The organism is Achromobacter sp. JUb104 (assembly GCF_024806975.1).
In the GTDB taxonomy this organism is placed as follows: domain Bacteria; phylum Pseudomonadota; class Gammaproteobacteria; order Burkholderiales; family Burkholderiaceae_B; genus Achromobacter; species Achromobacter spanius.
Genome location: NZ_JANUEY010000003.1, coordinates 253,020 through 277,748 on the forward strand (window position 1 = coordinate 253,020; position 24,729 = coordinate 277,748).

25 protein-coding genes are annotated in these 24,729 nt (G+C 64.0%); 4 read left to right on the top strand and 21 right to left on the bottom strand.

From position 1 onward, the window contains the following. Positions 1-4: 4 nt before the first annotated feature. From paaE to paaA, 5 genes are all read right to left on the bottom strand, one after another. Positions 5-1,090 (bottom strand): 1,2-phenylacetyl-CoA epoxidase subunit PaaE, encoded by a 1,086-nt coding sequence (gene paaE / locus M2361_RS21685; protein WP_259251732.1) that lies wholly within the window; start codon positions 1,088-1,090, stop codon positions 5-7. Between the two features lie 13 nt (positions 1,091-1,103). Continuing rightward, positions 1,104-1,610 (bottom strand): 1,2-phenylacetyl-CoA epoxidase subunit PaaD, encoded by a 507-nt coding sequence (paaD, locus tag M2361_RS21690; RefSeq protein WP_100857884.1) that lies wholly within the window; start codon positions 1,608-1,610, stop codon positions 1,104-1,106. Continuing rightward, positions 1,607-2,371 (bottom strand): 1,2-phenylacetyl-CoA epoxidase subunit PaaC, encoded by a 765-nt coding sequence (paaC, locus tag M2361_RS21695; protein ID WP_259251733.1) that lies wholly within the window; start codon positions 2,369-2,371, stop codon positions 1,607-1,609. The genes paaD and paaC overlap by 4 nt, the downstream gene beginning before the upstream one ends. A 14-nt stretch (positions 2,372-2,385) precedes the next feature. Continuing rightward, positions 2,386-2,670, bottom strand: a complete 285-nt coding sequence (gene paaB, locus M2361_RS21700) for a 1,2-phenylacetyl-CoA epoxidase subunit PaaB (protein ID WP_050447891.1) — start codon at positions 2,668-2,670, stop codon at positions 2,386-2,388. A gap of 125 nt (positions 2,671-2,795) precedes the next feature. Continuing rightward, positions 2,796-3,785 (bottom strand): 1,2-phenylacetyl-CoA epoxidase subunit PaaA, encoded by a 990-nt coding sequence (paaA, locus tag M2361_RS21705; RefSeq protein ID WP_259251735.1) that lies wholly within the window; start codon positions 3,783-3,785, stop codon positions 2,796-2,798. A gap of 172 nt (positions 3,786-3,957) precedes the next feature. Here paaA and paaX point away from each other — a divergent pair, with 172 nt between their 5' ends. Next, positions 3,958-4,887, top strand: a complete 930-nt coding sequence (paaX, locus tag M2361_RS21710; RefSeq protein ID WP_259251736.1) for a phenylacetic acid degradation operon negative regulatory protein PaaX — start codon at positions 3,958-3,960, stop codon at positions 4,885-4,887. Between the two features lie 57 nt (positions 4,888-4,944). Here paaX and M2361_RS21715 read toward each other — a convergent pair whose 3' ends face one another. Both M2361_RS21715 and orn read right to left on the bottom strand, forming a co-directional pair. Then, positions 4,945-5,574 carry an NAD(P)H-hydrate epimerase gene (locus M2361_RS21715; protein ID WP_259251738.1) on the bottom strand — a complete coding sequence of 210 codons (630 nt, stop codon included), beginning with the start codon at positions 5,572-5,574 and terminating at the stop codon, positions 4,945-4,947. Positions 5,575-5,644: 70 nt separating this feature from the next. Next, positions 5,645-6,190, bottom strand: coding sequence for an oligoribonuclease (orn, locus tag M2361_RS21720; protein WP_050447887.1), 546 nt, complete (start codon positions 6,188-6,190; stop codon positions 5,645-5,647). 60 nt (positions 6,191-6,250) lie between these two features. On the opposite strand from orn, the gene M2361_RS21725 reads away from it, so the two are divergent. Next, positions 6,251-7,501: a M48 family metallopeptidase gene (locus M2361_RS21725; RefSeq protein WP_100857169.1), complete on the top strand. Its 1,251-nt coding sequence runs from the start codon at positions 6,251-6,253 to the stop codon at positions 7,499-7,501. After that, positions 7,498-8,454, top strand: coding sequence for a ribosome small subunit-dependent GTPase A (gene rsgA, locus M2361_RS21730; RefSeq protein ID WP_259251740.1), 957 nt, complete (start codon positions 7,498-7,500; stop codon positions 8,452-8,454). The genes M2361_RS21725 and rsgA overlap by 4 nt, the downstream gene beginning before the upstream one ends. Before the next feature lie 78 nt (positions 8,455-8,532). Here the strand turns inward: rsgA and M2361_RS21735 are convergent, their stop codons facing one another. Together M2361_RS21735 and rplS are read right to left on the bottom strand one after the other, a co-directional pair. Beyond that, a complete protein-coding gene (locus tag M2361_RS21735) occupies positions 8,533-9,264 on the bottom strand; it encodes a CoA pyrophosphatase (RefSeq protein ID WP_259251741.1) in 732 nt (243 codons plus the stop codon). Between the two features lie 123 nt (positions 9,265-9,387). Further along, positions 9,388-9,768 (bottom strand): 50S ribosomal protein L19, encoded by a 381-nt coding sequence (rplS, locus tag M2361_RS21740; RefSeq protein ID WP_006218237.1) that lies wholly within the window; start codon positions 9,766-9,768, stop codon positions 9,388-9,390. A gap of 219 nt (positions 9,769-9,987) precedes the next feature. Between rplS and M2361_RS21745 the strand changes: the two genes are divergently transcribed. Next, positions 9,988-10,860, top strand: a complete 873-nt coding sequence (locus M2361_RS21745) for a DMT family transporter (protein WP_259251742.1) — start codon at positions 9,988-9,990, stop codon at positions 10,858-10,860. Positions 10,861-10,891: 31 nt separating this feature from the next. On the opposite strand, the gene M2361_RS21750 is transcribed toward M2361_RS21745, so the two are convergent. From M2361_RS21750 to aspT, 12 genes are all read right to left on the bottom strand, one after another. After that, entirely contained in the window at positions 10,892-11,383 is a 492-nt protein-coding gene (locus M2361_RS21750; RefSeq protein ID WP_259251743.1) for a hypothetical protein, read from the bottom strand. Positions 11,384-11,445: 62 nt separating this feature from the next. Continuing rightward, on the bottom strand, positions 11,446-12,924 hold the full coding sequence (locus tag M2361_RS21755) for a PA0069 family radical SAM protein (protein ID WP_259251744.1): 1,479 nt from the start codon (positions 12,922-12,924) through the stop codon (positions 11,446-11,448). A gap of 212 nt (positions 12,925-13,136) precedes the next feature. Continuing rightward, entirely contained in the window at positions 13,137-14,435 is a 1,299-nt protein-coding gene (locus tag M2361_RS21760; RefSeq protein ID WP_259251745.1) for a sulfate adenylyltransferase subunit 1, read from the bottom strand. 39 nt (positions 14,436-14,474) lie between these two features. Then, complete coding sequence (gene cysD / locus M2361_RS21765) at positions 14,475-15,383, bottom strand: sulfate adenylyltransferase subunit CysD (RefSeq protein WP_259251746.1); 909 nt, start codon at positions 15,381-15,383, stop codon at positions 14,475-14,477. A gap of 41 nt (positions 15,384-15,424) precedes the next feature. Then, positions 15,425-16,171, bottom strand: a complete 747-nt coding sequence (locus tag M2361_RS21770; RefSeq protein WP_259251747.1) for a phosphoadenylyl-sulfate reductase — start codon at positions 16,169-16,171, stop codon at positions 15,425-15,427. Beyond that, positions 16,168-17,232 (bottom strand): sulfate/molybdate ABC transporter ATP-binding protein, encoded by a 1,065-nt coding sequence (locus tag M2361_RS21775; protein WP_259251748.1) that lies wholly within the window; start codon positions 17,230-17,232, stop codon positions 16,168-16,170. The genes M2361_RS21770 and M2361_RS21775 overlap by 4 nt, the downstream gene beginning before the upstream one ends. Before the next feature lie 27 nt (positions 17,233-17,259). After that, positions 17,260-18,162 carry a sulfate ABC transporter permease subunit CysW gene (gene cysW, locus M2361_RS21780; protein ID WP_259251749.1) on the bottom strand — a complete coding sequence of 301 codons (903 nt, stop codon included), beginning with the start codon at positions 18,160-18,162 and terminating at the stop codon, positions 17,260-17,262. Continuing rightward, on the bottom strand, positions 18,159-19,049 hold the full coding sequence (gene cysT, locus M2361_RS21785) for a sulfate ABC transporter permease subunit CysT (RefSeq protein WP_259251750.1): 891 nt from the start codon (positions 19,047-19,049) through the stop codon (positions 18,159-18,161). The genes cysW and cysT overlap by 4 nt, the downstream gene beginning before the upstream one ends. 24 nt (positions 19,050-19,073) lie before the next feature. Beyond that, positions 19,074-20,102: a sulfate ABC transporter substrate-binding protein gene (locus tag M2361_RS21790; RefSeq protein WP_404976435.1), complete on the bottom strand. Its 1,029-nt coding sequence runs from the start codon at positions 20,100-20,102 to the stop codon at positions 19,074-19,076. Positions 20,103-20,318: 216 nt separating this feature from the next. Next, positions 20,319-20,960: a peroxiredoxin gene (locus tag M2361_RS21795; protein WP_100857180.1), complete on the bottom strand. Its 642-nt coding sequence runs from the start codon at positions 20,958-20,960 to the stop codon at positions 20,319-20,321. Positions 20,961-21,111: 151 nt separating this feature from the next. Next, a complete protein-coding gene (locus M2361_RS21800; protein ID WP_259251752.1) occupies positions 21,112-22,938 on the bottom strand; it encodes an acyl-CoA dehydrogenase in 1,827 nt (608 codons plus the stop codon). 72 nt (positions 22,939-23,010) lie between these two features. Then, positions 23,011-24,711 (bottom strand): aspartate-alanine antiporter, encoded by a 1,701-nt coding sequence (gene aspT / locus M2361_RS21805; RefSeq protein WP_259251753.1) that lies wholly within the window; start codon positions 24,709-24,711, stop codon positions 23,011-23,013. Between the last annotated feature and the right edge of the window lie 18 nt (positions 24,712-24,729).

Consider the following 24,729-nt stretch of genomic DNA (forward strand, 5'->3'; position numbering starts at 1 on the left):
CGCGTCAGGTTTCCTGGTCGAAGTCGATAACCAGGCGGTCGCTGACCGGAAAGCTCTGGCAACTCAATACAAAACCGCGCGCCACTTCGTAGTCTTCCAGGGCGAAGTTGGCATCCATGTCGACCTCGCCTTCGATGACCTTGCAACGGCAGGTGGAACACACGCCACCCTTGCACGAGTACGGCAGCTCGATGCCCTGCGCCAGCGCCGAGTCCAGCACGCTGTCTTTATTCTTATCAATCACGAACATGCGGCTGTGGCCGTCCTGCACCACGGTCACTTCGCACTGGCCCTTGCCCGGCGCCTGCGGCGCGTCGTGGCCGGTGCGCAGCGCGCGGGGCCCCTTGGGCGCGCCGAAGAGCTCGAACTTGATGTTCGCCTTCGGAATGCCACGGGCTTGCAGCCGCTCGACCACGCTTTCGGTCATGGTCTGCGGACCACAGACAAAAGCGTAATCGATGTCTTCGGGGCTCATCCAGGCCGACATCAGTTGGTCGACCTTGTCGCCGTCCAGGCGGCCGTTGAACAGTTCGATGTCTTGCGTCTCGCGGCTCATGACGTAGACCAGCGAGAAGCGCTCCATGTACAGGTTCTTCAGGTCTTCAATTTCTTCGCGGAACAGCACGGCCGACGATGCGCGGTTGCCAAAGAACAGCGTGAACTTGCTGCGCGGTTCGGTCGACAGCGCGGTCTTCACCAGCGAGAACACCGGCGTGATGCCGCTGCCCACCGCGAAGGCCACGTAATGGCGCTGATTCTCGGGCGAGAAATCCACGGTGAAGTTGCCGGCAGGCGCCATCACTTCCAGCGTCTGGCCCGGTTGCAGTTCGTGGTTGGCCCAACTGGAGAACGCGCCTTCGTCGACCTTCTTGATAGCCACGCGCAGCAGCTTGTCGTGCGGGGCGGAACAGATCGAGTACGAGCGGCGCAGCTCTTCGCCATTCAGTTGCGTGCGCAGGGTCAGGTACTGCCCCGGCAGGAAGGCGAACTCGTCGGTCAGCGTGTCGGGCAGGTCAAAGGTGACGACCACGGCATCGCGCGTATTGCGCGCCACCGAGGCCACCTTCAAGGAATGAAATTGGGTGCTCATCTTGAAACCGCTCTCAGTGAGTCTTGAAATAATCGAAGGGTTCGCGGCAAGACACGCAGCGATATAGCGCCTTGCACGACGTGGACCCGAAGTTGCTGACCATCCGCGTGTCGCGCGAGCCGCAGCGCGGGCACGCGATGGCGGGCGCGGCGGCGCGGCGGCTGATGCCCGAGATGTCGATGGCGCGTTCGGCGGGCGCGGCGATGCCGTAGCCCTTGAGGGCTTCGCGGCCCTTTTCGCTCATCCAGTCGGTTGTCCAGGCGGGTGCCAGGCGGGTGTCGACACGGACCTCGTCGATACCGTGGCGCGCCAGCGTCTGCTGGATGTCCTGCGTGATCTCGCGCATGGCCGGGCAGCCGGAGTACGTGGGCGTGATGACGACGACGCAGGTGTCGCCGTCCCAGGTCACGTCACGCACCACGCCCAGGTCCACCACGGACAGCACGGGGATCTCCGGATCGGGAACCTCTTGCAGCCAGGCGTAGACCTGGTCGGCGGAAATGGGCGCCAGCGCGTTCACCACGTGGCTCCCGGATAGGCGCGCGGCAGGTACTGCATTTCGGCCAGCACGTAGCCCAGTTCTTCGGTGTGCCTGCCCTGGCGGCCGCCACGATAGGCCAGATGGTTGGCGGCGGTTTCATCGGGCACGGTCAGCGTGGCTTCTTCCAATACTTCGCGCACGTGGGCCAGCCACGGTGCGCGCAAGGCGGAAAGCTCACAGCCGATGCCGCGCGCGGCCACGTCCTGGTCCACGGCGTCGTCGGCGAACAGTTCGCCGGTGAAGCGCCAGGCGTCGTCGATGGCGGCCTGCATCTTGGCGTGACTTTCGTCGGTGCCGTCACCCAGGCGCACCACCATGTCCGACGAGCGGCGCACGTGGTAGGTGACTTCCTTGATGGACTTGGCGGCGATGGCGGCGACACGTTCGTCGCTGGACTGTTCCAGGCGCTGCAACAGGAAGTAGTGCCACACGTCAAACAGGAACTGGCGCGCCATGGTGTCGGCGTAGTTGCCGTTGGCGCGCTCAACCAGCAGCACGTTGTGGAATTGATGGGCGTCGCGGTGATAGGCCAGCGCGTCTTCATCGCGACCGGCGCCTTCGACTTCACCCGCCAGCGTCAGCCACATGCGGGCCTGGCCCAGCAGGTCCAGCGCGGTATTGGTCAGCGCCAGGTCTTCTTCCAGGATGGGGCCGTGGCCGGTCCACGCGCCCAGGCGCTGCGACAGGATGAGCGACGAATCGCCCAGACGCAGCAGGTATTCAAACAAAGTCTTGTCCATGTCTGCCCGCCGCCTTACATGTGCTTGATTTCGTCGGGCATCGGGAAAAACGTGGGATGCCGGTAGACCTTGCTGTTGGCCGGTTCAAACAAGGGTTCCTTGTCGCCGGGGCTGCTGGCCGAGATATCCGAGGCGCGCACGACCCAGATGCTCAGGCCTTCGTTGCGGCGCGTGTAGACGTCGCGAGCGTGGTTGATCGCCATTTCGGCGTCCGAGGCGTGCAGGCTGCCGACGTGCTTATGGGCCAGGCCGTGCTGGCTGCGGATGAACACTTCCCACAAAGGCCAGTCTTTGCTCATGATGAATATCCTTGAAATGCCGGGCGCGCGCGGCGCGCTCCGGACGGCAATGATGAGGTGATGTTGGGTGGAATAGAGGAACGCAGGCGCGCTTGGGCCGGTTAAAGCAGTTCAAGCGCTTCGCTTCAAGCGGCCTTGCGCTGCGCCTTCTTGTCCGCGTAGGCAACCAGCGCATCGCGCACCCAGGCGCCGTCTTCGTGCGCCTTGACGCGGGCGGCCAGACGTTCGCGGTTGCACGGGCCATTGCCCTTGAGCACGGCGTAGAACTCGCTCCAGTCGATCTCGCCGAAGTCATAATGGCCGCGTTCGGCGTTCCACTTGAGGTCGGGATCCGGCACGGTCAGGCCCAGGTATTCGGCCTGCGGCACGGTCTGGTCCACCATCTTCTGGCGCAGTTCGTCGTTGGAGAAGAGCTTGATCTTCCAGGCCATCGATTGCGCGCTGTTGGGCGAATCGGCGTCGGACGGGCCGAACATCATCAGGGCGGGCCACCACCAGCGGTTCAGCGAATCTTGCACCATCGCCTTTTGCTCGGGCGTGCCGTGCAGGCACATCTGCATCAGCAGGTCGTACCCCTGACGCTGGTGGAAGGATTCTTCCTTACAGACGCGCACCATGGCGCGCGCGTAGGGGCCGTATGAGCAGCGGCACAGCGGGATCTGGTTGATGATGGCCGAGCCATCGACCAGCCAGCCGATCATGCCGATATCGGCCCAGCTCAGGGTGGGGTAATTGAAGATGCTGGAGTACTTGGCGCGGCCTGCGTGCAGGTCGTCGATCAGCTCATCGCGCGATACGCCCAGCGTCTCGGCGGCGCTGTACAGGTACAGCCCGTGGCCGGCCTCGTCCTGCACCTTGGCCAGCAGGATCGCCTTGCGCTTGAGGGACGGAGCGCGCGTGATCCAGTTGCCTTCCGGCAGCATGCCGACAATTTCCGAATGCGCGTGCTGCGAGATCTGGCGCACCAGCGTCTTGCGATAGGCATCGGGCATCCAGTCCTTGGCCTCGATGCGCACGCCATTGTCTATGCGGCGCTGAAACGTCTGTTCGGGGCCTTCAAGCTGGTCCGCGGTCTTGACCTGCTTGACGCCGGTTTCGACGAGTTGAGCGTACATGTTTGTCTCCTTGAGACGGTTTGCGAAAACGCAAGGCAAACGTTCCACAGCGCCGTCATGTCATAGGCGGATTATTTAATACAAAAAAACCATTGTCAAACGCAAAGCTGTATCACATTGGATTTATGTATCATATTGCGGATCCCGATATCGGCCGCATTTGGCCCACCCTATGGCAAACCCTACGTCGCCTTTGGACCGTTTCCTGTCCCGCTTGTTGAAAAGCGACCCCCCTCGCGCCAAATCCCTCTGCGTCAGCTTGCTGGGGGACGCGCTCGCGCCTCACGGCGGCGCCATCTGGCTTGGCGACCTGATCGAACTGCTGGCCCCGCTGGGCATCAACGAACGCCTCCTGCGCACCAGTGTCTTCCGGCTGGTGGCGCAGAATTGGCTGCAATCGGAACGGCATGGCCGGCGCAGCCTGTACCTGATTTCAGAACAGGGGCAGCGACATACCGCGCATGCCTCGCAGCGCATTTACGAAGGCGCGACGCAGGACTGGAACGGCGAATGGACGCTGGTGGCGTTGCCGCGCACCGGCAACGGGCTGGCCGAACGCGCCGAGCTGCGCCGGGAACTGGTCTGGGAAGGGTTCGGCATGATCGCGCCGGGCTTGTTCGCGCATCCGCACACCGAGGCGAGCGCCGCGCACGACATCCTGGAAAAACTGGGCATTCCGGACCGGGCGTTGGTGCTGTCCGCCCGTGACCTGGCCGGCGCGGGCGGCTTGCCCATCGCCAGCCTGGCCTCGCAGTGCTGGAACCTGGACGACGTGGCCGAGCAGTACCGCCAGTTCTCGCGTAATTTCGGCCCGTTGGAAAAGCTGCTGGAAGAAACGCCGCCGCCCGCCGACGCCTTTGTCGTGCGGGTCATGCTGCTGCACCACTGGCGCCGGATCGTGCTGCACGACCCGCAACTACCTGGGCCGATGCTGCCGGCCAATTGGCCGGGCCACGCCGCCCGCGCCCTATGCGGGCGCATCTACTGGAAGGTGTTCGATGCGTCGGAAACGCACCTGAACGCGCGCGCCGGGCAAGACAACGAGCGTTACACGCCGCTGACGGCTGAGGTTGAATCCCGCTTCGGAGGGCGGCCGGCCTGAGGGGCGGCGCGCCTTCAGGGCGCGTGGCCTCGGCAAGGGTACGTCGGGGTAATCCGCCTAGCCGGCAGCGTCACCGGGCGGCATCGACACCCCCAGGGTGTCCACATGGCATTCGCCCGCGGCGTCGCGACCGGCACCGGGGCGAGTCAAACCCCGCGCGGTAGCGATAAAAGACAGCGTCCAGGTGGCCTGGACAGGCCGGCCCAGCGCCGCGCCGGTATCAGCGTCGATGCCGCTGGGCACATCCAGCGCCAACACGGGCACCCGCCACGCATTGATCGTATCGACCAACTGCTGCCACGAGGAATCCAAGGGACGATTCAGCCCGATGCCGAACAGGCCGTCGATAAGCAGATCAGGAGGCGTGGTGGGAAGCGACGCCAGCGTGCGACCGCCGACGGCAAGCCAGCCCGCCCAGGCGCGCGCCGCATCGGCGGGTAATTTTTCGGGGCCAGACGGCAACACCACCTGAACGCGCAGGCCCAACGCCAGCAGGCGTGTCGCGGCTTCCAGGGCATCCCCACCGTTATTGCCAGGACCGGCCACGGCCAGGACGGAGCCGCCAGGCCCCACCCGTTCGGCGGCAAATGCCGCGGCCGCCGCGCCGGCCCTTGGCATGAGTGACGCGCCCTCTGCCAACGCCAACTGCTCGGCGCGGCGAATCTGAGCAACGGTATGACTGGGCATGGCGCGAAAAGAGTAAGGTCCTACCGCGCGGCGGGCTGATTGCCGGACGAGCCCGGCACTAGCCGCCTGCTTACACTTTCAGGAAGTGTTCGCGGTAGTACTTGAGTTCGTCGATGGATTCGTAGATGTCGGCCAGCGCTTCGTGGCGGCTCTTTTTCTCGAAGCCCTTGTACACGGCCGGCGCCCAGCGGCGCGCCAGTTCCTTCAGCGTGCTGACGTCCAGATTGCGGTAATGGAAGAACTGTTCCAGGCGCGGCATGTAAGCAAACATGAAGCGTCGGTCCTGGCTGATGGTGTTGCCGCAAAGCGGCGATTTTCCCGCCGGCACATGCTGCGCCAAAAACGCCAACAGCGTATCCTCTGCCTGCGCCTCGGACACAGTCGACGCGCGAACCTTGTCGATCAAGCCGCTCTTGCCGTGGGTGGATTTGTTCCAGTTATCCATGGCATCCAGCAGGCTGTCGGGCTGGTGGACGACCAGAACCGGGCCTTCGGCCACTACCGTCAGGTCGGGTTCGGTGACCACGACGGCAACCTCGATGATGCGTTCTTTCTCGGGATCCAGCCCGGTCATTTCCATGTCGAGCCAGACCAGGCGATTTTCGTTCACAGCCATATAATTTGCCTATAAAACACGCGATTTTCGCACATCCCTATTGAGCCATCCGCTTCGCCCATGTTCACACTGCTGTTCGTTGCTTTCCTGCTTGCCGATATCGCGGTGCGCCTGTGGCTGGCCAGCCGCCAGATCCGCCACGTCGCGCGCAACCGCGATCAGGTGCCCGCCGAATTCTCGCCCCGCATCGGGTTGACCAGCCATCAGCGCGCCGCTGACTACACCGTTGCGCGCGTCAAGCTGGGCATGCTGGAACGCACCTACGACGCGATTCTGCTGGTGTGCCTGACGCTGATGGGCGGCTTGCAATTCATAGACCTGATGGTGGGCCAGCTTACCAGCAATGACTTTTTGCGCCAGATGCTTTTGCTGGTGGTGGTGGCGCTGGTGCTGGGTCTGCTGGGCCTGCCGTTCACGCTATGGCGGCAGTTCAAACTGGAAGCGCGCTTCGGCTTCAACCGCATGACGCCAGAACTGTTCATCGCGGACACCGCCAAGGGTTTGCTGGTGGCGGCCGTGCTGGGCCTGCCGCTGGCCGCCGCCGTGCTGTGGCTGATGGGCAGCGCGGGCGCCTACTGGTGGGTGTGGGCCTGGGCGCTGTGGACCGTATTCAACCTGGCGCTGCTGATCGTCTACCCGATGTTCATCGCCCCGCTCTTCAATAAATTCACGCCGCTGTCCGACCCGGAACTGGCCGGCCGCATCCAACGCCTGGCGCAGCGCTGCGGCTTTGCGTTGAATGGCCTGTTCGTGATGGACGGCTCGCGCCGCTCCGCGCACGGCAATGCTTATTTCACCGGCTTCGGGCGCTCGCGCCGCATTGTGTTCTTCGACACCCTGCTTGCCCGCCTGAACGGCGATGAAATCGAAGCCGTGCTGGCGCACGAATTGGGCCACTTCGCCAAGCGCCACATCATCAAGCGCGTGCTCTTCAGCTTCGGCGCCGCGCTGGCTTTCTTCGCCATCCTGGGCTGGGTGTCCCAGCAACCCTGGTTCTATGTGGACCTAGGCGTGATGCCCCAACTGGGCGGCCGCAACGACGCCATGGCGCTGTTGCTGTTCTTCCTGGTCATTCCCGTTTTTACTTTCATGTTCACGCCGTTGGCCAGTTGGTACTCCCGTCGCGACGAATTCGAGGCGGACCGCTATGCGGCCGAGCAGAGTTCGCCGGCGCATTTGGTGTCCGCTCTGGTCAAACTCTATGACGACAACGCTGCTACGCTGACTCCCGACCCTGTGCATTCCGCCTTCTACGACAGCCATCCCCCCGCCGCCGAGCGCATCCGCCACCTGATGGCGACTGCCGCATGAGCAACACCCGCAATTCCAGGAACGGCGCCACGGCCCCGCCATCCGAAGCCGTAGGCGACCAGATCGACGGCCGCATCATCGCCGCGCACGGGCGCCACTACACGGTGGAGCTTGCCGATGGTTCCCTGCGCAAGTGCTTTCCGCGCGGCAAGAAAGCCGGCGCTGCCGTTGGCGACCGCGTGCGCATCGCCCCGCAAGGCAAGGATGAAGGCGCCATTGACGCCATCCTGCCGCGCAGCAACCTGCTGTATCGGTCAGACGAAATGCGCTCCAAGCAGTTCGCCTCGAACGTCGACCAGTTGTTGATCGTGATCGCGGTGCAACCGACGTTCTCGGACGACTTGACCGGGCGCGCCCTGGCTGGCGCCTGGAGCGCCGGCATTTCGCCGCTGATCGTCTTGAACAAGACCGACCTGACGGAAGAACTGCCGGCCGCGCGCGCGCGTCTGGCGCCGATCGCCGCGCTGGGCGTGCCGGTGGTCGAACTCAGCGCGCTGGAACCAGAGAAGGTGCATACCTTGCTGGCCCCGCGCCTGGCCGGCCGCACCAACCTGCTGCTGGGCCAAAGCGGCATGGGCAAGTCCACCCTGCTCAATGCCCTGATACCCGACGCTCGCGCCGCCACGCGCGAACACTCCACCGCGCTGGACATGGGCAAGCACACCACGACCAGCACGCGGCTCTACCATTTGCCCGACCCGGGCGGCGATCTGATCGATTCGCCGGGGTTCCAGGCATTTGGCTTGCAGCACCTGACGCGCGACGACATCATCCGTGGCTTCCCGGAATTTACGCAGCCCATCGAGGAATGCCGGTTCTACAACTGCACGCATCGGCGTGAGCCCGGATGCGGCGTGGTTGCCGCTTTGCAGGCAGGCAAGATCAACCCGCTGCGCTATGCGTTGTACGAACGTATTCTGGAAGAGAATCTGGCAGGCCAGCAGCGCTACTGATACGCCCCATCTCCAAACAAAAGACGGCCCGAAACGGCCGTCTTTTTTTGCATGGTTTGGGGTTGCAAGCCAGGTTTTTCAGCCAGGCTGCAAGCCATTGCGCAACAGGTGATAAAGATTGCGCAGCATGCCTGCCGTGGCGCCCCAAATGAAGTGCTTGCCGTACGGCATGCCGTAATAATTGCGCACGCGACCGTCATCAAGGCGGGCTTCATACAGCCGATGGTTGGCCGGATCCATCAGAAAGGACAGCGGCACTTCGAACACTTCGGCCACCTCGAAAGCGTCGGGCGCCAGCTCAAAGCCCGGACGCACCAGCGACACCACCGGAATGATCGAAAAACCGGTTGCCGTCAGGTAAGGCGGCATGCTGCCCAACACTTCGACATGGTCGGCGGGCAAGCCCGTTTCCTCTTGCGCTTCGCGCAAGGCGGCGGCAACGGGCGTCGAATCACTGGTCTCGATGCGGCCACCCGGAAAGCTGATCTGCCCGGCATGGTCATGCAGGTGCGCCGCGCGCTGGGTCAGCATGATGTGCACGCCGTTGTCACGGGTGACCAACGGGATCAGCACGGCGGCAGGCACTGGCGTGCCTTCGCGCCCGGGATAGCGCAGGTCGTTGTCGCGAGAAAGCTCCAGCGTCCAGGTGGACGGCTGGGTCAGTGTGCCCCGCAGGCGATGCGGGGTCAGCAGGCTGGCGGGCACGGCCGGCAAGGACTCGTTGGCCACCACCCACGGTTGCGTCGCCGGATCGAAGCCGGGACGCGCCAGCGGCCGTCGGGGCCGCGCGGAATACGAGGAATCAGACATACGGCTTTGCAAAAAGAAAAAGGCACCCTCGCAGGTGCCTTTTTAACCCGGAAACCTGTGCCGGACGGAAACGCTGAATGGCGCGAACGTCCGACACTGGAAGGGCCGTGTGCCGATAAGCGATCAAGCCGCCGAGGCTTGCTTGCTGACCAGCTTTTCCTTGATACGTGCCGACTTGCCCGAGCGGTTGCGCAGGTAGTACAGCTTGGCGCGGCGCACGTCGCCGCGGCGCTTGACTTCGATGCCGGCGATTTGCGGCGAGTACAGCTGGAACGTACGTTCCACGGCTTCACCCGACGAAATCTTGCGCACGGTGAACGCGGAGTTCAGGCCGCGATTGCGCTTGGCGATAACAACGCCTTCGAAGGCCTGCACGCGCTTGCGGGTGCCTTCAACGACGTTCACGCTCACGATGACGGTGTCACCAGGAGCAAATTCAGGCTTGGCTTGGCCGCCGGTCAGACGGGCAATTTCTTCCTGTTCCAGGATAGCGATAAGGTTCATGAGAACTCCTAGATCATCATGTCTTTGCGGGCTAAAAATTTTTGCCGTGCGATTTTTACCGATGTTGTTACTCGTGCCGCAAGCAGAGGATGAGATTTGGCAAACCAATGATTCTACACCAAAAGTTCTGTCAGCCGTCGAGTAGAATGGCGCCCTTCCCCTGGCTTGCTGTACCCTTGCCACTTCTGTAACAAACACGTCATCTGACGCTGTTCCCTCATGTCGTATACGTCCCTGATATTGGTCGTCCTGGCGGCGATGGCCCACGCTACGTGGAACCTGCTTGCCAAGCGCGCGGCCATGGTGGGCGCGCCTTTCGTGTTTGCCTACGGGCTATGCGCATCGGTGCTCTATGCCCCATGGGTGATCTGGGTGCTGATACACGACGGCATGAGCTGGACCTGGCCCGTCGTGGGCGCCATCCTGACATCCAGCCTGTTGCATCTGGGCTACAGCCTGTGCCTGCAACGCGGCTATCAGGTGGCTGACTTGTCCGTGGTGTACCCCATTGCGCGAGGCACCGGCCCGCTACTGTCCACGACAGGGGCCTTCCTGCTGCTGGGCGAACCGGCCACCAGCACCGGCATTATCGGCATGCTGTGCGTGGTCATTGGAGTGCTGCTGATCGCCACCCAGGGCCGGCTGACCATCTTCAAGCAGGCGCAAGCCTGGGTTGGCGTGCGCTGGGGCGTGGTGATCGGCCTGTTCATTGCCGCCTACACCGTGGTGGATGCCTATGGCGTCAAGGTGCTGCTGATCAGCCCCGTGCTGTTCGATTGGTTCACCTGCGTTACCCGAACCGCGATGATGACGCCCCACATGCTGAGCCGGCGCGCTCAAGCCTGGGAATCCATGCGCGGGCACTGGCATCTGGCCTTGGCCGTGGGCCTGCTGTCTCCGCTGGGATACATCCTGGTGCTGTACGCCTTGCGCAACGGCGCGCCCTTGAGCCTGGTGGCGCCTGCCCGCGAAATGTCGATGATGCTTGGCACCCTGGCCGGCATGTTCCTGCTGCGCGAAAAGGTAGGCCCGGGTCGTTTGGCCGGCTGCCTTGCCATTCTGGTGGGCGTGGTCCTGCTGGGTTCCAGCTGATTGCGTTGCGGCTGGGACGGGCTCTGACTGCTTAAAAGCCAGCGGCCGCCCCCAGCCACATCAGGCCGGGGATGATTGCACCCCACGCCAGCACCATCACCACGTCCAACACCATCGCCTTCATGGTCACTTGGGAAGTCACCGGCTCTACCGTGGCGTTGCCCAGGCTGCGCTCGCGCTCGGCGGCCGGAGCGGTGGGAGCCGCTGCTGGTGCAGCGACGGGACGAATGACAGGCATCGAAACTGCCGCGGGCGAGGCCACGGGCACCGACATGGGAACCGACACGGCCTGCCCCACCAGCGAGCCCTCTTCAACCGGCGCGGGCGGAAACGGCCAGCGTGCCGGCGCGGTGCCCGACCGACTGCGGTCGCGTCGTTCGCCCCCAGCCGATGCGGTCGTCCACGGCATGGCAAGCCCCGTCAGCTTGGCGCAAACGGCACGGGCGCGATGAGCCCCGCGGCGCAGTGGGTTCAGCGAGACGACAAGCTCGTCGGACAAAACGGAAAAATCAGCGGTGTTCATAAGAACTCCTTGAAGAAATGATTCCACGCCGCCGCAGCGGCCGACACGGCGACGAGCCGCGATCAATCGAACAGCGACAACTGGCCAGCCGCCAACGCGCGCAATTGGCGCTCGCCGCGCCCATAGGCGCCGCTGACGGCAGGCAAACCGCCAGAATGGGGGACCCCTGAAGACGCTTGCGCGCCAACCGGGGATAGGAAATCGGAAGAAGAGGTGGCGCCTGAAGACCTGGCATCCAAAGAGGTGGCCCCGGAAGACGCCCCGCCCGAGCCGGCCGCAAGGCCCGCCGCGAACAGCGATGGCGTGCCGCCTGCCATCAACGGGGGCTGGAAGCGATCGCAATCCAGCGCCAGTCGGTGGCGGTTCAGCCCCAGTTTGCGGGTGGCAACGGCAAAGCGCTGACGCAGCAAGTCTGCCCAGATGCCTGTACCGCGCATCCGCGAACCGAAGTTCGGGTCATTGCGGCGGCCATTGCGCAGGTCTTCTATGCGATGCAACACGCGCTGGGCGCGGTCGGGGTAATGGGCGTTGAGCCAGTCTTCGAACAGGGTCTTGACCTCCCAGGGCAGGCGCAAGACGGTGTAGCTGGCGTAATGCGCACCTGCCGCCTTGGACTCCTGGAGGATGTGTTCCATGGATTCGTCGTTGATGAACGGAATGACCGGCGCCACCAGCACCCCCACCGGCACGCCGGCATCCGTCAGGCTGCGCACGGCTTCCAGCCGCCGCCAGGGCGCCGCGGCGCGCGGTTCCAGCGTGCGGGCCATGCCGGCGTCCAGCGTGGTGATGCTGATGTAGACCACCACCAGATTCTGTTCCGCCAGCGCCGCCAGCAGGTCCAGGTCACGCGCCACCAGCGCGTTCTTCGTCACGATGGTTACCGGGTGCCGGGTTTCCAGCATCAGTTCGAGCATGCCGCGCGTCAGGCGCCAGTCGCGTTCGATGGGCTGGTAGGCGTCGGTAGCAGAACCGATATTGATGGGCGACGGCTTATAGCCAGGGCGCGCGAGCTCGGCGCGCAAGGCCTCGACGGCGTTGGCCTTGGCTACCAGGCGGGTTTCAAAGTCCAACCCCGGCGACATGCCCAGGTACGAATGCGTGGGCCGCGCGTAGCAATACACGCAACCGTGCTCGCAACCCCGGTAAGGGTTGACCGCAACGTCGAAGGGGATATCGGGGGAATCATTGCGCGACAGCATCTTGCGGGCTTCTTCCGCGGTTACCGTCGTCTTGGGAGCGGGCGGCTCAAGGCGCGTATCGGGCAGGATGGGAATGACCGTCGTGCCGCGCAAGGAGCCAGAGCCGGCTGCGGAGGAATGGGCGGACGCGCTTTTGGGAGAATCGTCGGAGAAATTATCAGGGACGGATTCGACGAAATCCGCTGGCAGGCCGGAACCGGACCAGCCGTCATCGACCTGCACACGGCCATCGCGCTGAAAGCGATGCCGAACATTAGTAACCGCACCCCGACCGCGCAAGGCGGCGGGGGCGGCAGCCGGGGACCCAGAACCGGCGGGAAAAGAATGATCGGTGCGTGCCATAAAAACTACTGTACAAAAACACAGTGGTTTTGACAAGCACCAAAAGCCTTTTCGTAAGACAGCCCCACTTTACCGCAAGACGCGGAGCGCGTCTGAACAAATCGATTTCACCAGGCGATATCGCCTGGAAACCCGCACCAGCATTACGTTTGGAAGAAATACAACACCAAAAAAAGGGCTGAAAATTCGTTGTTTTCCAGCCCAATCCTGGCCTAACGCAACATGCCCGCCGCCGCGGTCTGATGCGTGGCTTCGTCGATCAAAATAAAGGCGCCGGTGGCCGGAACATCGGCATAGCGATCCACTGCCAAGGCCTCGCGCGTGGTGAAGGTCACGCGACCAATGTCGTTCATCTGCAAGGTGCCTTCGGTGTTCTCCACTTCCTGCAATTCGTGGATGTCGCGATGCGACAGCACCGCGCGAATCTTCGCCGACGTCAGTCGCGTGCCCGACTTCAACAGATACTTGCGTGCCGGATTCAAGGCTTGCGCATCCAGCCAGCAGAGCTCGGCTTCGAACTCGCGCGTCACTTGCGCGGGCGCGGCCGTGTGCACGATCACGTCGCCGCGCGACACGTCCACATCACGGTCCAACACCAGCGTGACGGAATCGCCTGCCACCGCCTCATCCAACACGCGGTCAAACACGCGCACCTCGCGAACCACCGCCGTCACACCCGACGGCTGCACGGTGACCGCATCGCCCGCGCGCAGCACGCCGCTGGCCACGCGCCCCGCGTAGCCGCGAAAGTCTTCCTTCTGATCGCCACCGTGCCGCGCCACCCATTGCACCGGAAAGCGCAGCGGCAACGCGCGCCCGTCGCTGGCAAGATCCAACGATTCCAGCAACGCCAGCAAGGGCTGGCCTTCGTACCAAGGCGTCTTGGGCGACAGCGTCACCACGTTGTCGCCATTGAGCGCCGACAGCGGCAGCACATCAAAATGCGCAATGCCCAGTTTGGTGGCCAGGTCCGCATACGCATCGCGGATGCGGTCGAACACGGCGCGGTCCCAATCCACCAGGTCCATCTTGTTCACCGCCACCACAATGTGGCGGATGCCCAGCAGCCGCGCAATCGTGCTGTGCCGCTTGGTCTGCGCCAGCAGCTTGCCGTCGGCCGCGCGCGTGGCGTCGATGAGTATCACCGCCACATCCGCCGTCGATGCGCCCGTCACCATGTTGCGGGTGTACTGCTCGTGGCCCGGCGCATCCGCGATGATGAACTTGCGCGCGGGCGTGGAGAAATAGCGGTAGGCCACGTCGATGGTGATGCCCTGCTCGCGCTCGGCTTCCAGGCCGTCGGTCAGCAGCGAAAAGTCGATGCCGTCGCCCGCCACCCGCTTGTGCTTGGCGCGCGAGATGGCATCCAACTGGTCGGCGAACACGCCTTTGCTGTCGTAAAGCAGACGGCCGATCAAGGTGGACTTGCCGTCATCGACGGAGCCCGCCGTGATCAAGCGCAGCACGCCCGTGCCGGCGCCGGAAAGAAAAGAATCGTTCAGTGCGTTCATGTGCGTCCCCTGCCGCCGGCCGCAGCCGGCGTTGTGCATTCAGAAATAGCCTTCCTTCTTGCGGCGCTCCATCGAGGCCTCGGAAGTCTGGTCGTCCATGCGCGTGGCGCCGCGCTCGGTGATGTCGGTCACCGCCGTCTCGGCGATGATGGCGTAGGTGTCGGCGGCGTCGGAGGCCACCGGGCAGGTGCACGAGATATCGCCCACCGTGCGAAAGCGCACCGGCAAGCGCTCGACCTGTTCGCCATCTTGCGGCGGTGTCAGACGGGTCACGGGCACCAGCAAGCCCTTTCTGCGCACCACCTCGCGTTCGTGGCTGTAGTAGATGGACGGCAGCGCCAATTGCTCGCGCTGGATATATTGCCAGACGTCCAGCTCGGTCCAGTTCGAGATCGGGAACACGCGCATGTTCTCGCCACGATGCACGCGGGTGTTGAACAGGTTCCACAATTCGGGGCGCTGGGCCTTGGGATCCCATTGGCCGAATTCGTCGCGGAACGAAAAGATGCGTTCCTTGGCACGCGCCTTTTCTTCATCGCGCCTCGCGCCGCCGATGCAGGCGTCAAAGCCGAATTCCTCGATCGCTTCCAGCAGCGTCACCGCCTGGGCCGCGTTGCGGGAATCCGTTTCGCGCCGCAACACCACGCTGCCGCGCTTGATCGAATCTTCAACGCTGCGCACGATCAGGGTCTCGCCCAGTTCCGCCGCGCGCTGGTCCCGAAAGGCGATGACTTCATCGAAGTTGTGGCCGGTATCGATGTGCATGAGCGGGAACGGGAAGCGCCCCGGGCGGAAGGCCTTTTCGGCCAGGCGCAGCAGCACCACCGAATCTTTGCCGCCCGAGAACAGCAGCACGGGCTTTTCGCTTTCGGCGGCCACCTCGCGCATGATGAAAATGGCTTCGGATTCCAGCCAATCCAGGTGGCTGCGTTGGATCACAGCGGACATAGGTTATTCCCCTAAAACAGATTGTGAATTCATGGATGGCGTCACTCGCCGCGCGCCACGATGTCGATGACGCGGTTACCCGCATGCAGGCCGCATTCCTTGGAGTCCGACGACTCCCACCACCAACGCCCCGCGCGCACGTCCTCGCCCGGCCGGATGGCGCGCGTACAGGGCTCGCACCCGATGGACGGGTAACCCTGGTCGTGCAAGGGGTTGTAGGGCACGCCCAGCGCGCGGATCACGGCCCAGACCTCGTCCTCGCTCCACTCGGCCAGCGGGTTGAACTTGTAGAGGCCGAACACCGGGTCCTGTTCTTCCAGTGGCAATTCGCCACGGGTGGTGGATTGCTGGCGGCGCTGCCCGGTAATCCAGGCGCCGCGCCCCGCCAGCGCGCGCTTGAGCGGTTCGACCTTGCGGATCTGGCAACAGGCTTTGCGTAGGTCGACGCTTTCATAGAACGCATACGCGCCATGCGCCGCAACGTGCTGCTCCACCGCCGCCGCATCCGGCCGGTACACCGTGACATCGCGCCCATAGCGCGCACGCACGGCGTCCAGCACGCCCAGCGTTTCGGCGTGAAGGCGGCCGGTGTCCAGCGTGAACACTTCCAGGTCCAGGCCCGAGTCGTAGATGGCGTGCGTCAGCAGCATGTCTTCGGCCGCCAGCGACGAGGCCAGCGCGGCGTCGGGATAGCGCTGCTGGACGTCGGCCAAGCGGTCGGTCAAGGTGTTCCAGCGTTCGGCCAGCGCCGCGTCCAGGTGGGAAGAAAGATCAGCAATAGTCGTCATGCTTGCACCGCAAAAATCTGGGCGCGCCGGGGACGCGCCAACAAGGTATCGCCATCGCGCAGATCCATCTGCCGGTACAGATGCTCGGGCACTTCCGCTTCGATGATGGCGTCGGAATCCTGGCGCGCCAGTTCCAGATAGGCGCTGGGGCCTGCCAGATAGGCGTGCGACAGACGCACGGCAATGCCCTCGCCGCCCGCGCGATAGCGCTCGATCTCGAACTCATGCGGACGCACGTACGCGGTGGCGCGCCGCGCCTCGGCCTGGGCCAGGTCGGGCGCGGGCAACGACAGCCCGGCCCCTTGCCAGATACCGCGCGCGGCCACGCCTTGCAGTTGGTTCACGTCGCCCAGGAAGCCGTACACGAACGGCGTCGCCGGTGCTTCCCAGACCTCGCGCGGCGTGCCTACCTGCTCGATGCGGCCCGCGTTCATCAGCACCACGCGGTCGGCGACTTCAAGCGCTTCTTCCTGGTCATGCGTCACGAACACGCTGGCCACGTTCAGTTCGTCATGCAGGCGCCGCAGCCAGCGGCGCAGCTCCTTGCGCACCTTGGCGTCCAGGGCGCCGAAGGGCTCGTCCAACAGCAGCACGCGCGGCTCCACGGCCAGCGCGCGCGCCAGGGCGATGCGCTGGCGCTGCCCGCCCGACAACTGTGCGGGATAGCGGTCCGCCAGCCAGTCCAGTTGCACCAGCGTCAGCAGGTCATGCACCTTGCGCTGGATCTGGTCTTCGGAAGGACGCTGCGACCGATGCTTCACGCGCAGCCCAAAGGCCACGTTTTCGAACACCGTCATATGCTTGAACAGCGCGTAGTGCTGGAACACGAATCCCACCTGACGCCGACGCACGTCAACGTCGGTCGCGTCTTCGCCCGCGAACAGCACGCTGCCGGTATCGGGGGCTTCCAGGCCCGCGATGATGCGCAGCAGCGTCGTCTTGCCACAGCCCGAGGGCCCCAGCAGCGCCACCAGCTCGCCGGTCTCAATATGCAGCGACACATCATTCAGCGCTCGGAACTGCCCGAACCGCTTGGATAAATTGCGAACTTCGATACTCATGCTTGTCTCCGTCTGAGCCGCCGCGCGTTACGCCGCGACCGGCTTGAGGGTTGCCGTCGCCGGCCCGGGATACTCGACCGGCAGGTCGGCGGCCCGCAGGAACCGGGCGTTGCGCCACTCGACCACGTTCTTCGCCACCAGCGTCACCAGCGCCAGCAAGGCCAGCAACGACGCCACGGCGAACGCGGCGGAATACTGGTATTCGTTGTAGAGAATCTCGACATGCAGGGTCATGGTGTTGGTCAGCCCACGAATCTGCCCCGACACCACCGACACCGCGCCGAACTCGCCCATGGCGCGCGCATTGCACAGGATGGCGCCGTACAGCAGCCCCCATTTGATGTTGGGCAGCGTCACCCGCCAGAAGATCTGCCAGCCGCTGGCGCCCAGCGTCAACGCGGCCTGCTCTTCTTCGCTGCCTTGCGCCTGCATCAACGGAATCAGTTCGCGCGCAACAAAGGGAAAGGTCACGAACAAGGTCGCCAGGACGATGCCGGGCACGGCATAGACGATCTTCCAGTCATGGTCCTGCAACCAGCCCCCCATCCACCCTTGCGTGCCGAACAGCAGGATGAAGACCAACCCGGCCACCACGGGTGATACGGAAAACGGCAGGTCGATCAGCGTGATCAGGAACTGCTTGCCGCGAAACTGAAACTTGGTGATGGCCCACGCGGCCGCCACGCCGAACACCAGGTTCACCGGCAGCGCAATCGCGGCCACCAGCAAGGTCAACCGGATGGCAGACAACGCATCGGGTTCGACGATGGCGGCCAGGTAAAGCTGCCAGCCCTTCTTGAACGCCTCGGCAAACACCGCCGCCAGCGGCACCAGCAGGAACAGCGTCAGGAACGACAGCGCAACGAACAACAGGATGCCGCGCACCCAGCGCGGTTCGGTCAAATGGGCAGGACGATCCGCTGCGCTCATGCCAGCCTCCCGAGGTTGCGGCGGGCTTGCCAGCCTTGCAGCAGGTTGATGACCAGCAGCATCACAAAGGACAGCGCCAGCATCACGGTGGCGATGGCGGCAGCACCCGCGTAGTCGAACTGCTCAAGCTTGGAAATGATCAACAGCGGCGTGATCTCGGACACCATGGGCATGTTGCCGGCAATGAACACCACCGACCCGTACTCGCCGATCGCACGCGCAAACGCCAGCGCAAAGCCCGTCAGCAAGGCCGGCAGGATGGTCGGCAACAGCACGCGGCGTATGGTCTGCCAGCGGCTGGCGCCGAGGCTGGCGGCGGCCTCTTCGATCTCGCGCTCCACGTCTTCCAGCACGGGTTGCACGGTGCGCACCACGAAGGGCACGCCGATGAAGATCAGCGCAATCACGATGCCCACCGGCGTGAACGCCACCTTCCATCCAAACCACTCTGACAGCGGCCCGCCCAGCCAACCCTTTTGCGAATACAGCGCGGTCAGCGCGATGCCGGCCACCGCCGTCGGCAACGCAAAGGGAAGATCCACCAGCGCGTCCAGAATCTTCTTGCCGGGAAAGCGGTAGCGCACCAGCACCCACGCCACGACCGAGCCGAACACCAGGTTCACCAGCGCCGCCAGCAACGACGCGCCAAAGGTCAATTGATATGAGGCCATCACCCGGGGCGCCGTCACGGTATCCCAAAAGCCCTGCCATCCCAGTTCGGCACTTTTGATGGGCAGCGCGGCCAGGGGGATGAGCACGAGCACGCTCAGGTACAGCACCGCGTACCCCATGGATATACCGAATCCGGGCAGCACGCCCGGGCTGTTGCGCCGTCCGGCAAACAGCGCTTGCGCGCCGCTTGCCGTCGGATTGGAGGCTGTCGTCATGACCGTCGTTCCAGAACCTTGTCGTTATTTCTTCTGCGGCAGATAGATCTGGTCGAAGGTGCCGCCATCGCTGAAATGGTCCTTCTGCGCCTTGCGCCAGCCACCGAAGATCTTGTCGTCGATGGTGACGAGCTTGACCTTGGGAAACTTGCTTTCGTACTTGGCGGCAACCGTCTTGTCGATGGGCCGGTAGTAATTCTTGGCGATGATCTCTTGCGCGGCCGGGGTGTACAGGAATTCCAGATAGGCCTGGGCAGCGGCCCGCGTGCCCTTCTTGTCCACGATCTTGTCGACCACGGCCACCGGTGGTTCAGCCAGGATGGACAGCGACGGCACCACGATGTCGAACTTGTCCGGACCCAGTTCTTCAAGCGCCAGGAAGGCTTCGTTTTCCCAGGCCAGCAGCACGTCGCCCACACCGCGTTCCACGAAGGTGGTGGTGGCGCCGCGTGCGCCGGTGTCCAGCACCGGTACGTGCTTGAGCAGATCACCAACGTAGGCACGCGCCTTGTCTTCGCTGCCGCCATTCTTTTCCAGCGCGTAAGCCCACGCGGCCAGGTAGTTCCAGCGCGCGCCGCCCGAGGTCTTCGGGTTGGGGGTGATGACCTGCACACCGTCCTTGATCAGGTCGTCCCAGTCCTTGATGCCTTTGGGGTTGCCCTTGCGCACCAGGAAAACGATGGTCGAGGTATAGGGCGAGCTGTTCTGCGGCAGGCGCGACTGCCAGTTCTCGGGAAGCAAGCCGCGGTCGGCGATGGCGTCAATGTCATAAGCCAGCGCCAGCGTCACCACATCGGCTTCCAGCCCGTCGATGACCGAGCGCGCCTGGCGGCCTGAACCGCCGTGCGACTGGCGGATGGTCAGGTCCACATTGGCCTTGTCCTTGTACTGCTTGATGAAGGCGTCATCGATGGCGCGATAGAGCTCGCGCGTGGGGTCGTAAGACACGTTCAACAACGTTTGCTTTTGCTGTGCCTGAGCCGGTGCCATGGCCGTCAGAGAAACCGCCGCCACCGCCAGCGCGGCCAACCAATTCGCTTTCCCGAACGCCATATGTCCTGCTCCCTGTGTTTGGCAATATGGAAGCAAGTGTGCGTGTTGGGCATCCTGAACGGAACGAATCATTATTTGATTGCTCATCGCTCGCAGGCATATAGGACCGCCGTCCCAACCCAGAAAAAACCGCCGCGTTTCCCTATGGGAAAGGCGGCGGTTCGGGCGGCGGAAAACCGCCAGCGGAGGGCGGGGGCTACCCCCCGGAATTCGAATTTACTTATTCGGTTGCGGCGTAACGCGCAGGTACGGACGCACGGCCTTGTAGCCTTTGGGGAACTTCTCTTTGATGACCGCTTCGTCCTGCAGGGACGGGACGATGATCACATCGTCGCCATCTTCCCAGTTGACCGGCGTGGCCACGCTGTGGCTGTCGGTCAGTTGCAGCGAATCAATGACGCGCAGGATCTCATTGAAGTTGCGACCCGTGCTGGCCGGGTACGTGATGATCAAGCGCACCTTCTTGTTCGGGTCCACGATGAACACGGAACGCACCGTCAGGGTGGCGTTGGCGTTCGGGTGGATCATGTCGTAGAGCTCGGAGACTTTACGGTCCTTGTCGGCCAGGATGGGGAAGTTGACCTGGGTGGACTGCGTGTCGTTGATGTCTTCGATCCACTTGGAATGGGAATCCGTGCCGTCAACCGACAGCGCCAGCACCTTCACGTTGCGCTTGGCGAATTCATCGGCAAGCTTGGCCGTATAGCCCAGTTCCGTGGTGCACACCGGCGTGAAGTCGGCCGGATGCGAAAAGAGCACCCCCCAGCTATTGCCCAGATACTCGTGAAAGCGGATGGGACCGGCCGAGGAATCCTGTTCAAAATCAGGGGCGGTGTCGCCCAGACGTAGATGACTCATGGTGTCTCCTGTATGCGGATTGAGTGGGGAGGGATCTGGCCGCCCGGCTTCGAAGGGCCGCTCAGAATGGTGCTTGAATGTTCAGCTTAGCGCGTCAGAAACGATTCTTCCATCAAACCTTTGACCGACGAAATACGCAAGCCATATAACCTTATGCAATATTCGCGTCCGCCCCGCAGGCGTCCGCCACCACCCCGGCGCGCACCGCGGCGGACAAGGCCAGCGCGCGCGGCAGGATGTGCGCGGCGTAGAACAATCCTGTCGCGATCTTCGACTTATGGAACGGGTCCGACGACCCCGCCGCAAGATGCCGACGGCACGCCAGCACGGCGCGCGCCATCTGCCATCCACCGTGCACCACGCCGGCCAGCATCAGGTACGGCACGCTGCTGGAAAACACCGCGCGGACGTTCGCGGCCGACTGCTCAAGAATGAAGCCCACGCCCGCCTCGTAGGCCTGGATGGCGCCATCCAGGTTGTCGCGCAACAGGCGCAGCGCGTCGCGCTCGGGCGCGGCGGCGCGTCCCGACTCGGCCTCGACCGCGCGCAGCGTCTCGCGCATGGCGGCAATGGCCGCGTAGGCAGTAGCGCCGCCGTCGCGTTGCGTCTTGCGGCCGACCAGGTCGTTGGCCTGGATGGCGGTGGTGCCCTCGTAAATGGGCAGGATGCGCGCATCCCGGTAAAACTGCGCCGCACCGGTTTCCTCGATAAAGCCCATGCCGCCATGCACCTGGATACCCAGCGACGCAACCTCTACCGCGGTCTCGGTCGAGTAGCCCTTCACGATGGGCACCATGTACTCGTAGAACGCGCGGTTGCGCGAGCGCTGTTCAGGGTCGGGGTGATGCGTACCCTTGTCGTGCGCCGCGGCCGTCACGTACGACACGGCGCGGGCCGCTTCCGTCAAGGCCTTCATGGTCAGCAGCATGCGTTGCACATCGGGATGGCGCACGATGGCAACCGGCGCGGCGGACCCTTCCACCGCACGCCCCTGCACACGCTCGCGCGCGTACGCCAGCGCATGCTGGTACGCACGTTCAGACACGCCAATGCCCTGCTGGCCCACCGAAAAACGCGCGGCATTCATCATGATGAACATGTACTCAAGGCCACGGTTCAGTTCGCCGACCTGATAGCCCACCGCGCCCTCGCCGACGTCACCCTTGCCCGAGCCGTACAGCAACACCGCCGTCGGGCTGCCATGGATGCCCAGCTTGTGTTCCAACGACGCGCACCAGACGTCGTTGCGCTTGCCCAGGCTGCCGTCCGCTTCGACCAGGAACTTGGGCACGATGAACAGCGAAATACCCTTCACACCCGCCGGCGCGTCCGGCGTGCGGGCCAGCACCAAATGGATGATGTTTTCCGCCAGGTCGTGCTCACCGAAGGTGATGAAGATCTTTTGCCCGAACAGGCGGAAGCTGCCGTCATCCTGACGCACCGCGCGCGTGGCGACCTGGGCCAGATCGGAGCCCGCCTGCGGCTCGGTCAGGTTCATGGTGCCAGTCCACTTGCCCGCGATCAGGTTGGGCACGTATTCCTTGCGCTGCGCGTCAGAGCCCACGGTCAACACCGCTTCGATGACCCCATCGGTCAGCATCGGGCACAAGGAAAACGCCAGGCTGGCGGCCTGGATGTTCTCGGCCGGCGCGGCCGCAACCAGCTTGGGCAAGCCCTGCCCGCCCCAGGCCTGCGGGTGCTGCAAGCCCTGCCAGCCGCCCGCGGCGTAGTCCTTGAAGCCTTGGGCATAGCCAGGTGTGGTGGTGACCTGCCCATCGTTCCAGACGGGCGGATGCGTGTCGCCGGGCACGTTCAACGGCGCCACCGCCTGCTCAACAAAGCGGCCGTTTTCTTCCAGGATGGCGTCGACGAGGTCCGGCGTCACGTCGTCAAAGCCGGGTAATTTAAGGATGTCGTCCAGGCCGGCCAGTTCTTTCAGCGTGAAGCGGAAATCCTGTAGCGGGGTTACATAGGGCATGGTGTCTCCGGGTGCAAAACGACAGCGAGGCGCCGGGCGCCTCGCGTCTACTGCGTTTTTTGAATTCGCGTCTTAACTCAGATGGTACGCCAAGGACACAATGATCGGTCCCAGCACGGGCAACAGCACGTTGGCGATGGCGTAGGTCACCGTGTAGCCCAAGAGCGGCACGGAGCTGCCGCTGGCATTCAGGATGGCGCTGATGGCGGGCGTACTGACGTGCTGGCCGGCGATGGCCCCCACCAGCAAGGGGCCTTCGATCTTCAGTATCTTGTGGCCCACCCACAGCGACAGGCAGGCGGGGCCCAGCGACACCAGCAAGCCGATCACAGGCAGCACGGCGCCATGCTCACGAATGAGCGATACCGCCTCGGGCCCCGCCGACAAGCCTACGCACGCCACAAAAACCGCCAGCCCAAGGTCTTTCAGCAGTTGCACGGCATGATCCGGCATATGGCCAATAGACGGGCGCTTGGCGTTGATCCATCCGCAGACCAGCCCGCTGACCAGCGCCCCGCCACCGCTACCCAGCGACACCGGAATGCCCCACATGCGCGCGCTCAGGCTGCCGATCATCAGGCCGGCAAGAATGCCAAAGGCCAGGAACACCAGGTCGGTAATGCCGCTGCGGCGCAGTTCATTGCCCAGCGCGGCGCCGGCTTCCGACAGTTCGGGTTCGGTGCCCACCAGCGTCACCAGGTCGCCATACTGCACAACGGTGGCCGGCGTCAGCGGCAACATATGGCCCGACCGCATGATTGATTGCACGAAGACGCCCCGCGCGCGCCGGGCTCCCGGCCGTTTGGCCAGTTCACCCATCGTGGTGCCGTTGATCGCCTTTTTATTGACGATAACGGCCAGCTCGCTCATTTGAAGGTCTTCCGCATGCGCCTCGGGCAGCAGGATTTCAGGCCCGACGACCGTGCCCGCGCGCAGCGCGAAGCGTCGCAAGCCCAGCACCACCACTACGTCACCGGTGACCAAGGTATCTTCGGGCGTGGCGTTTACGGCCTCGCCGTTGCGCAAGATGCGGCTGATCACCGTGCGCCCGCCCAACTGCGCCTCGACATCGCCCACCTTCATGCCGTCCGCATCCTTGACGACATGCGCGCGCCCCACCAGGCGCGGCAAGGTAGGCAGGTTCACGTCCTCGTCATCGCCCGAGGCCACGCCCAGCTTGGCTTCCAAGGCTTTGGACGCCTCGCGCAAGTTGATGCGCAGCAGCGCGGGCGCCACCTGGCTGGTGAAGAACACGATGCTGATCAGGCCCACCAGATAGGTCAGCGTGTAGGCCGTGGCGATGTTGGCCTCCATGCGCTGTACTTCGGCGTCGGGCAGGCCCAGGTGCTTGAGCGCCTCGGCAGCCGTACCCACTACCGCCGATTCAGTCGCCGCCCCCGCCGCCAGGCCCGCCGCCGTGCCGGCGTCCAGGCCAAACAGCGGCACCGCCGCCAGCACGATGCTCAGCACCAGCAGCGCCTCGATGATCGGCAAGGCGATGTAGCGCAGGCTGGAGCGGTTCAGGTTGGCGAAGAACTGCGGGCCGCCTGAGTAGCCCATGGCAAAAATGAACAGCGCGAAAGCAACCTCTTTCAGGTCGCCGCGCATCTGGCAACCCGTCTGGCCGATCAGCAGGGCGACGATGAGCGTGCCGCACACGCCGCCCAACTGAATCGGCCCGACCTTCAACTTGCCGATCAGGTATCCCAAGCCCACCGTCACAAACAACACCGCGATGGGAACGCTGTTGAAAAACCCGACTGAGCATGTCATAAGATCATGTCGCCTGTG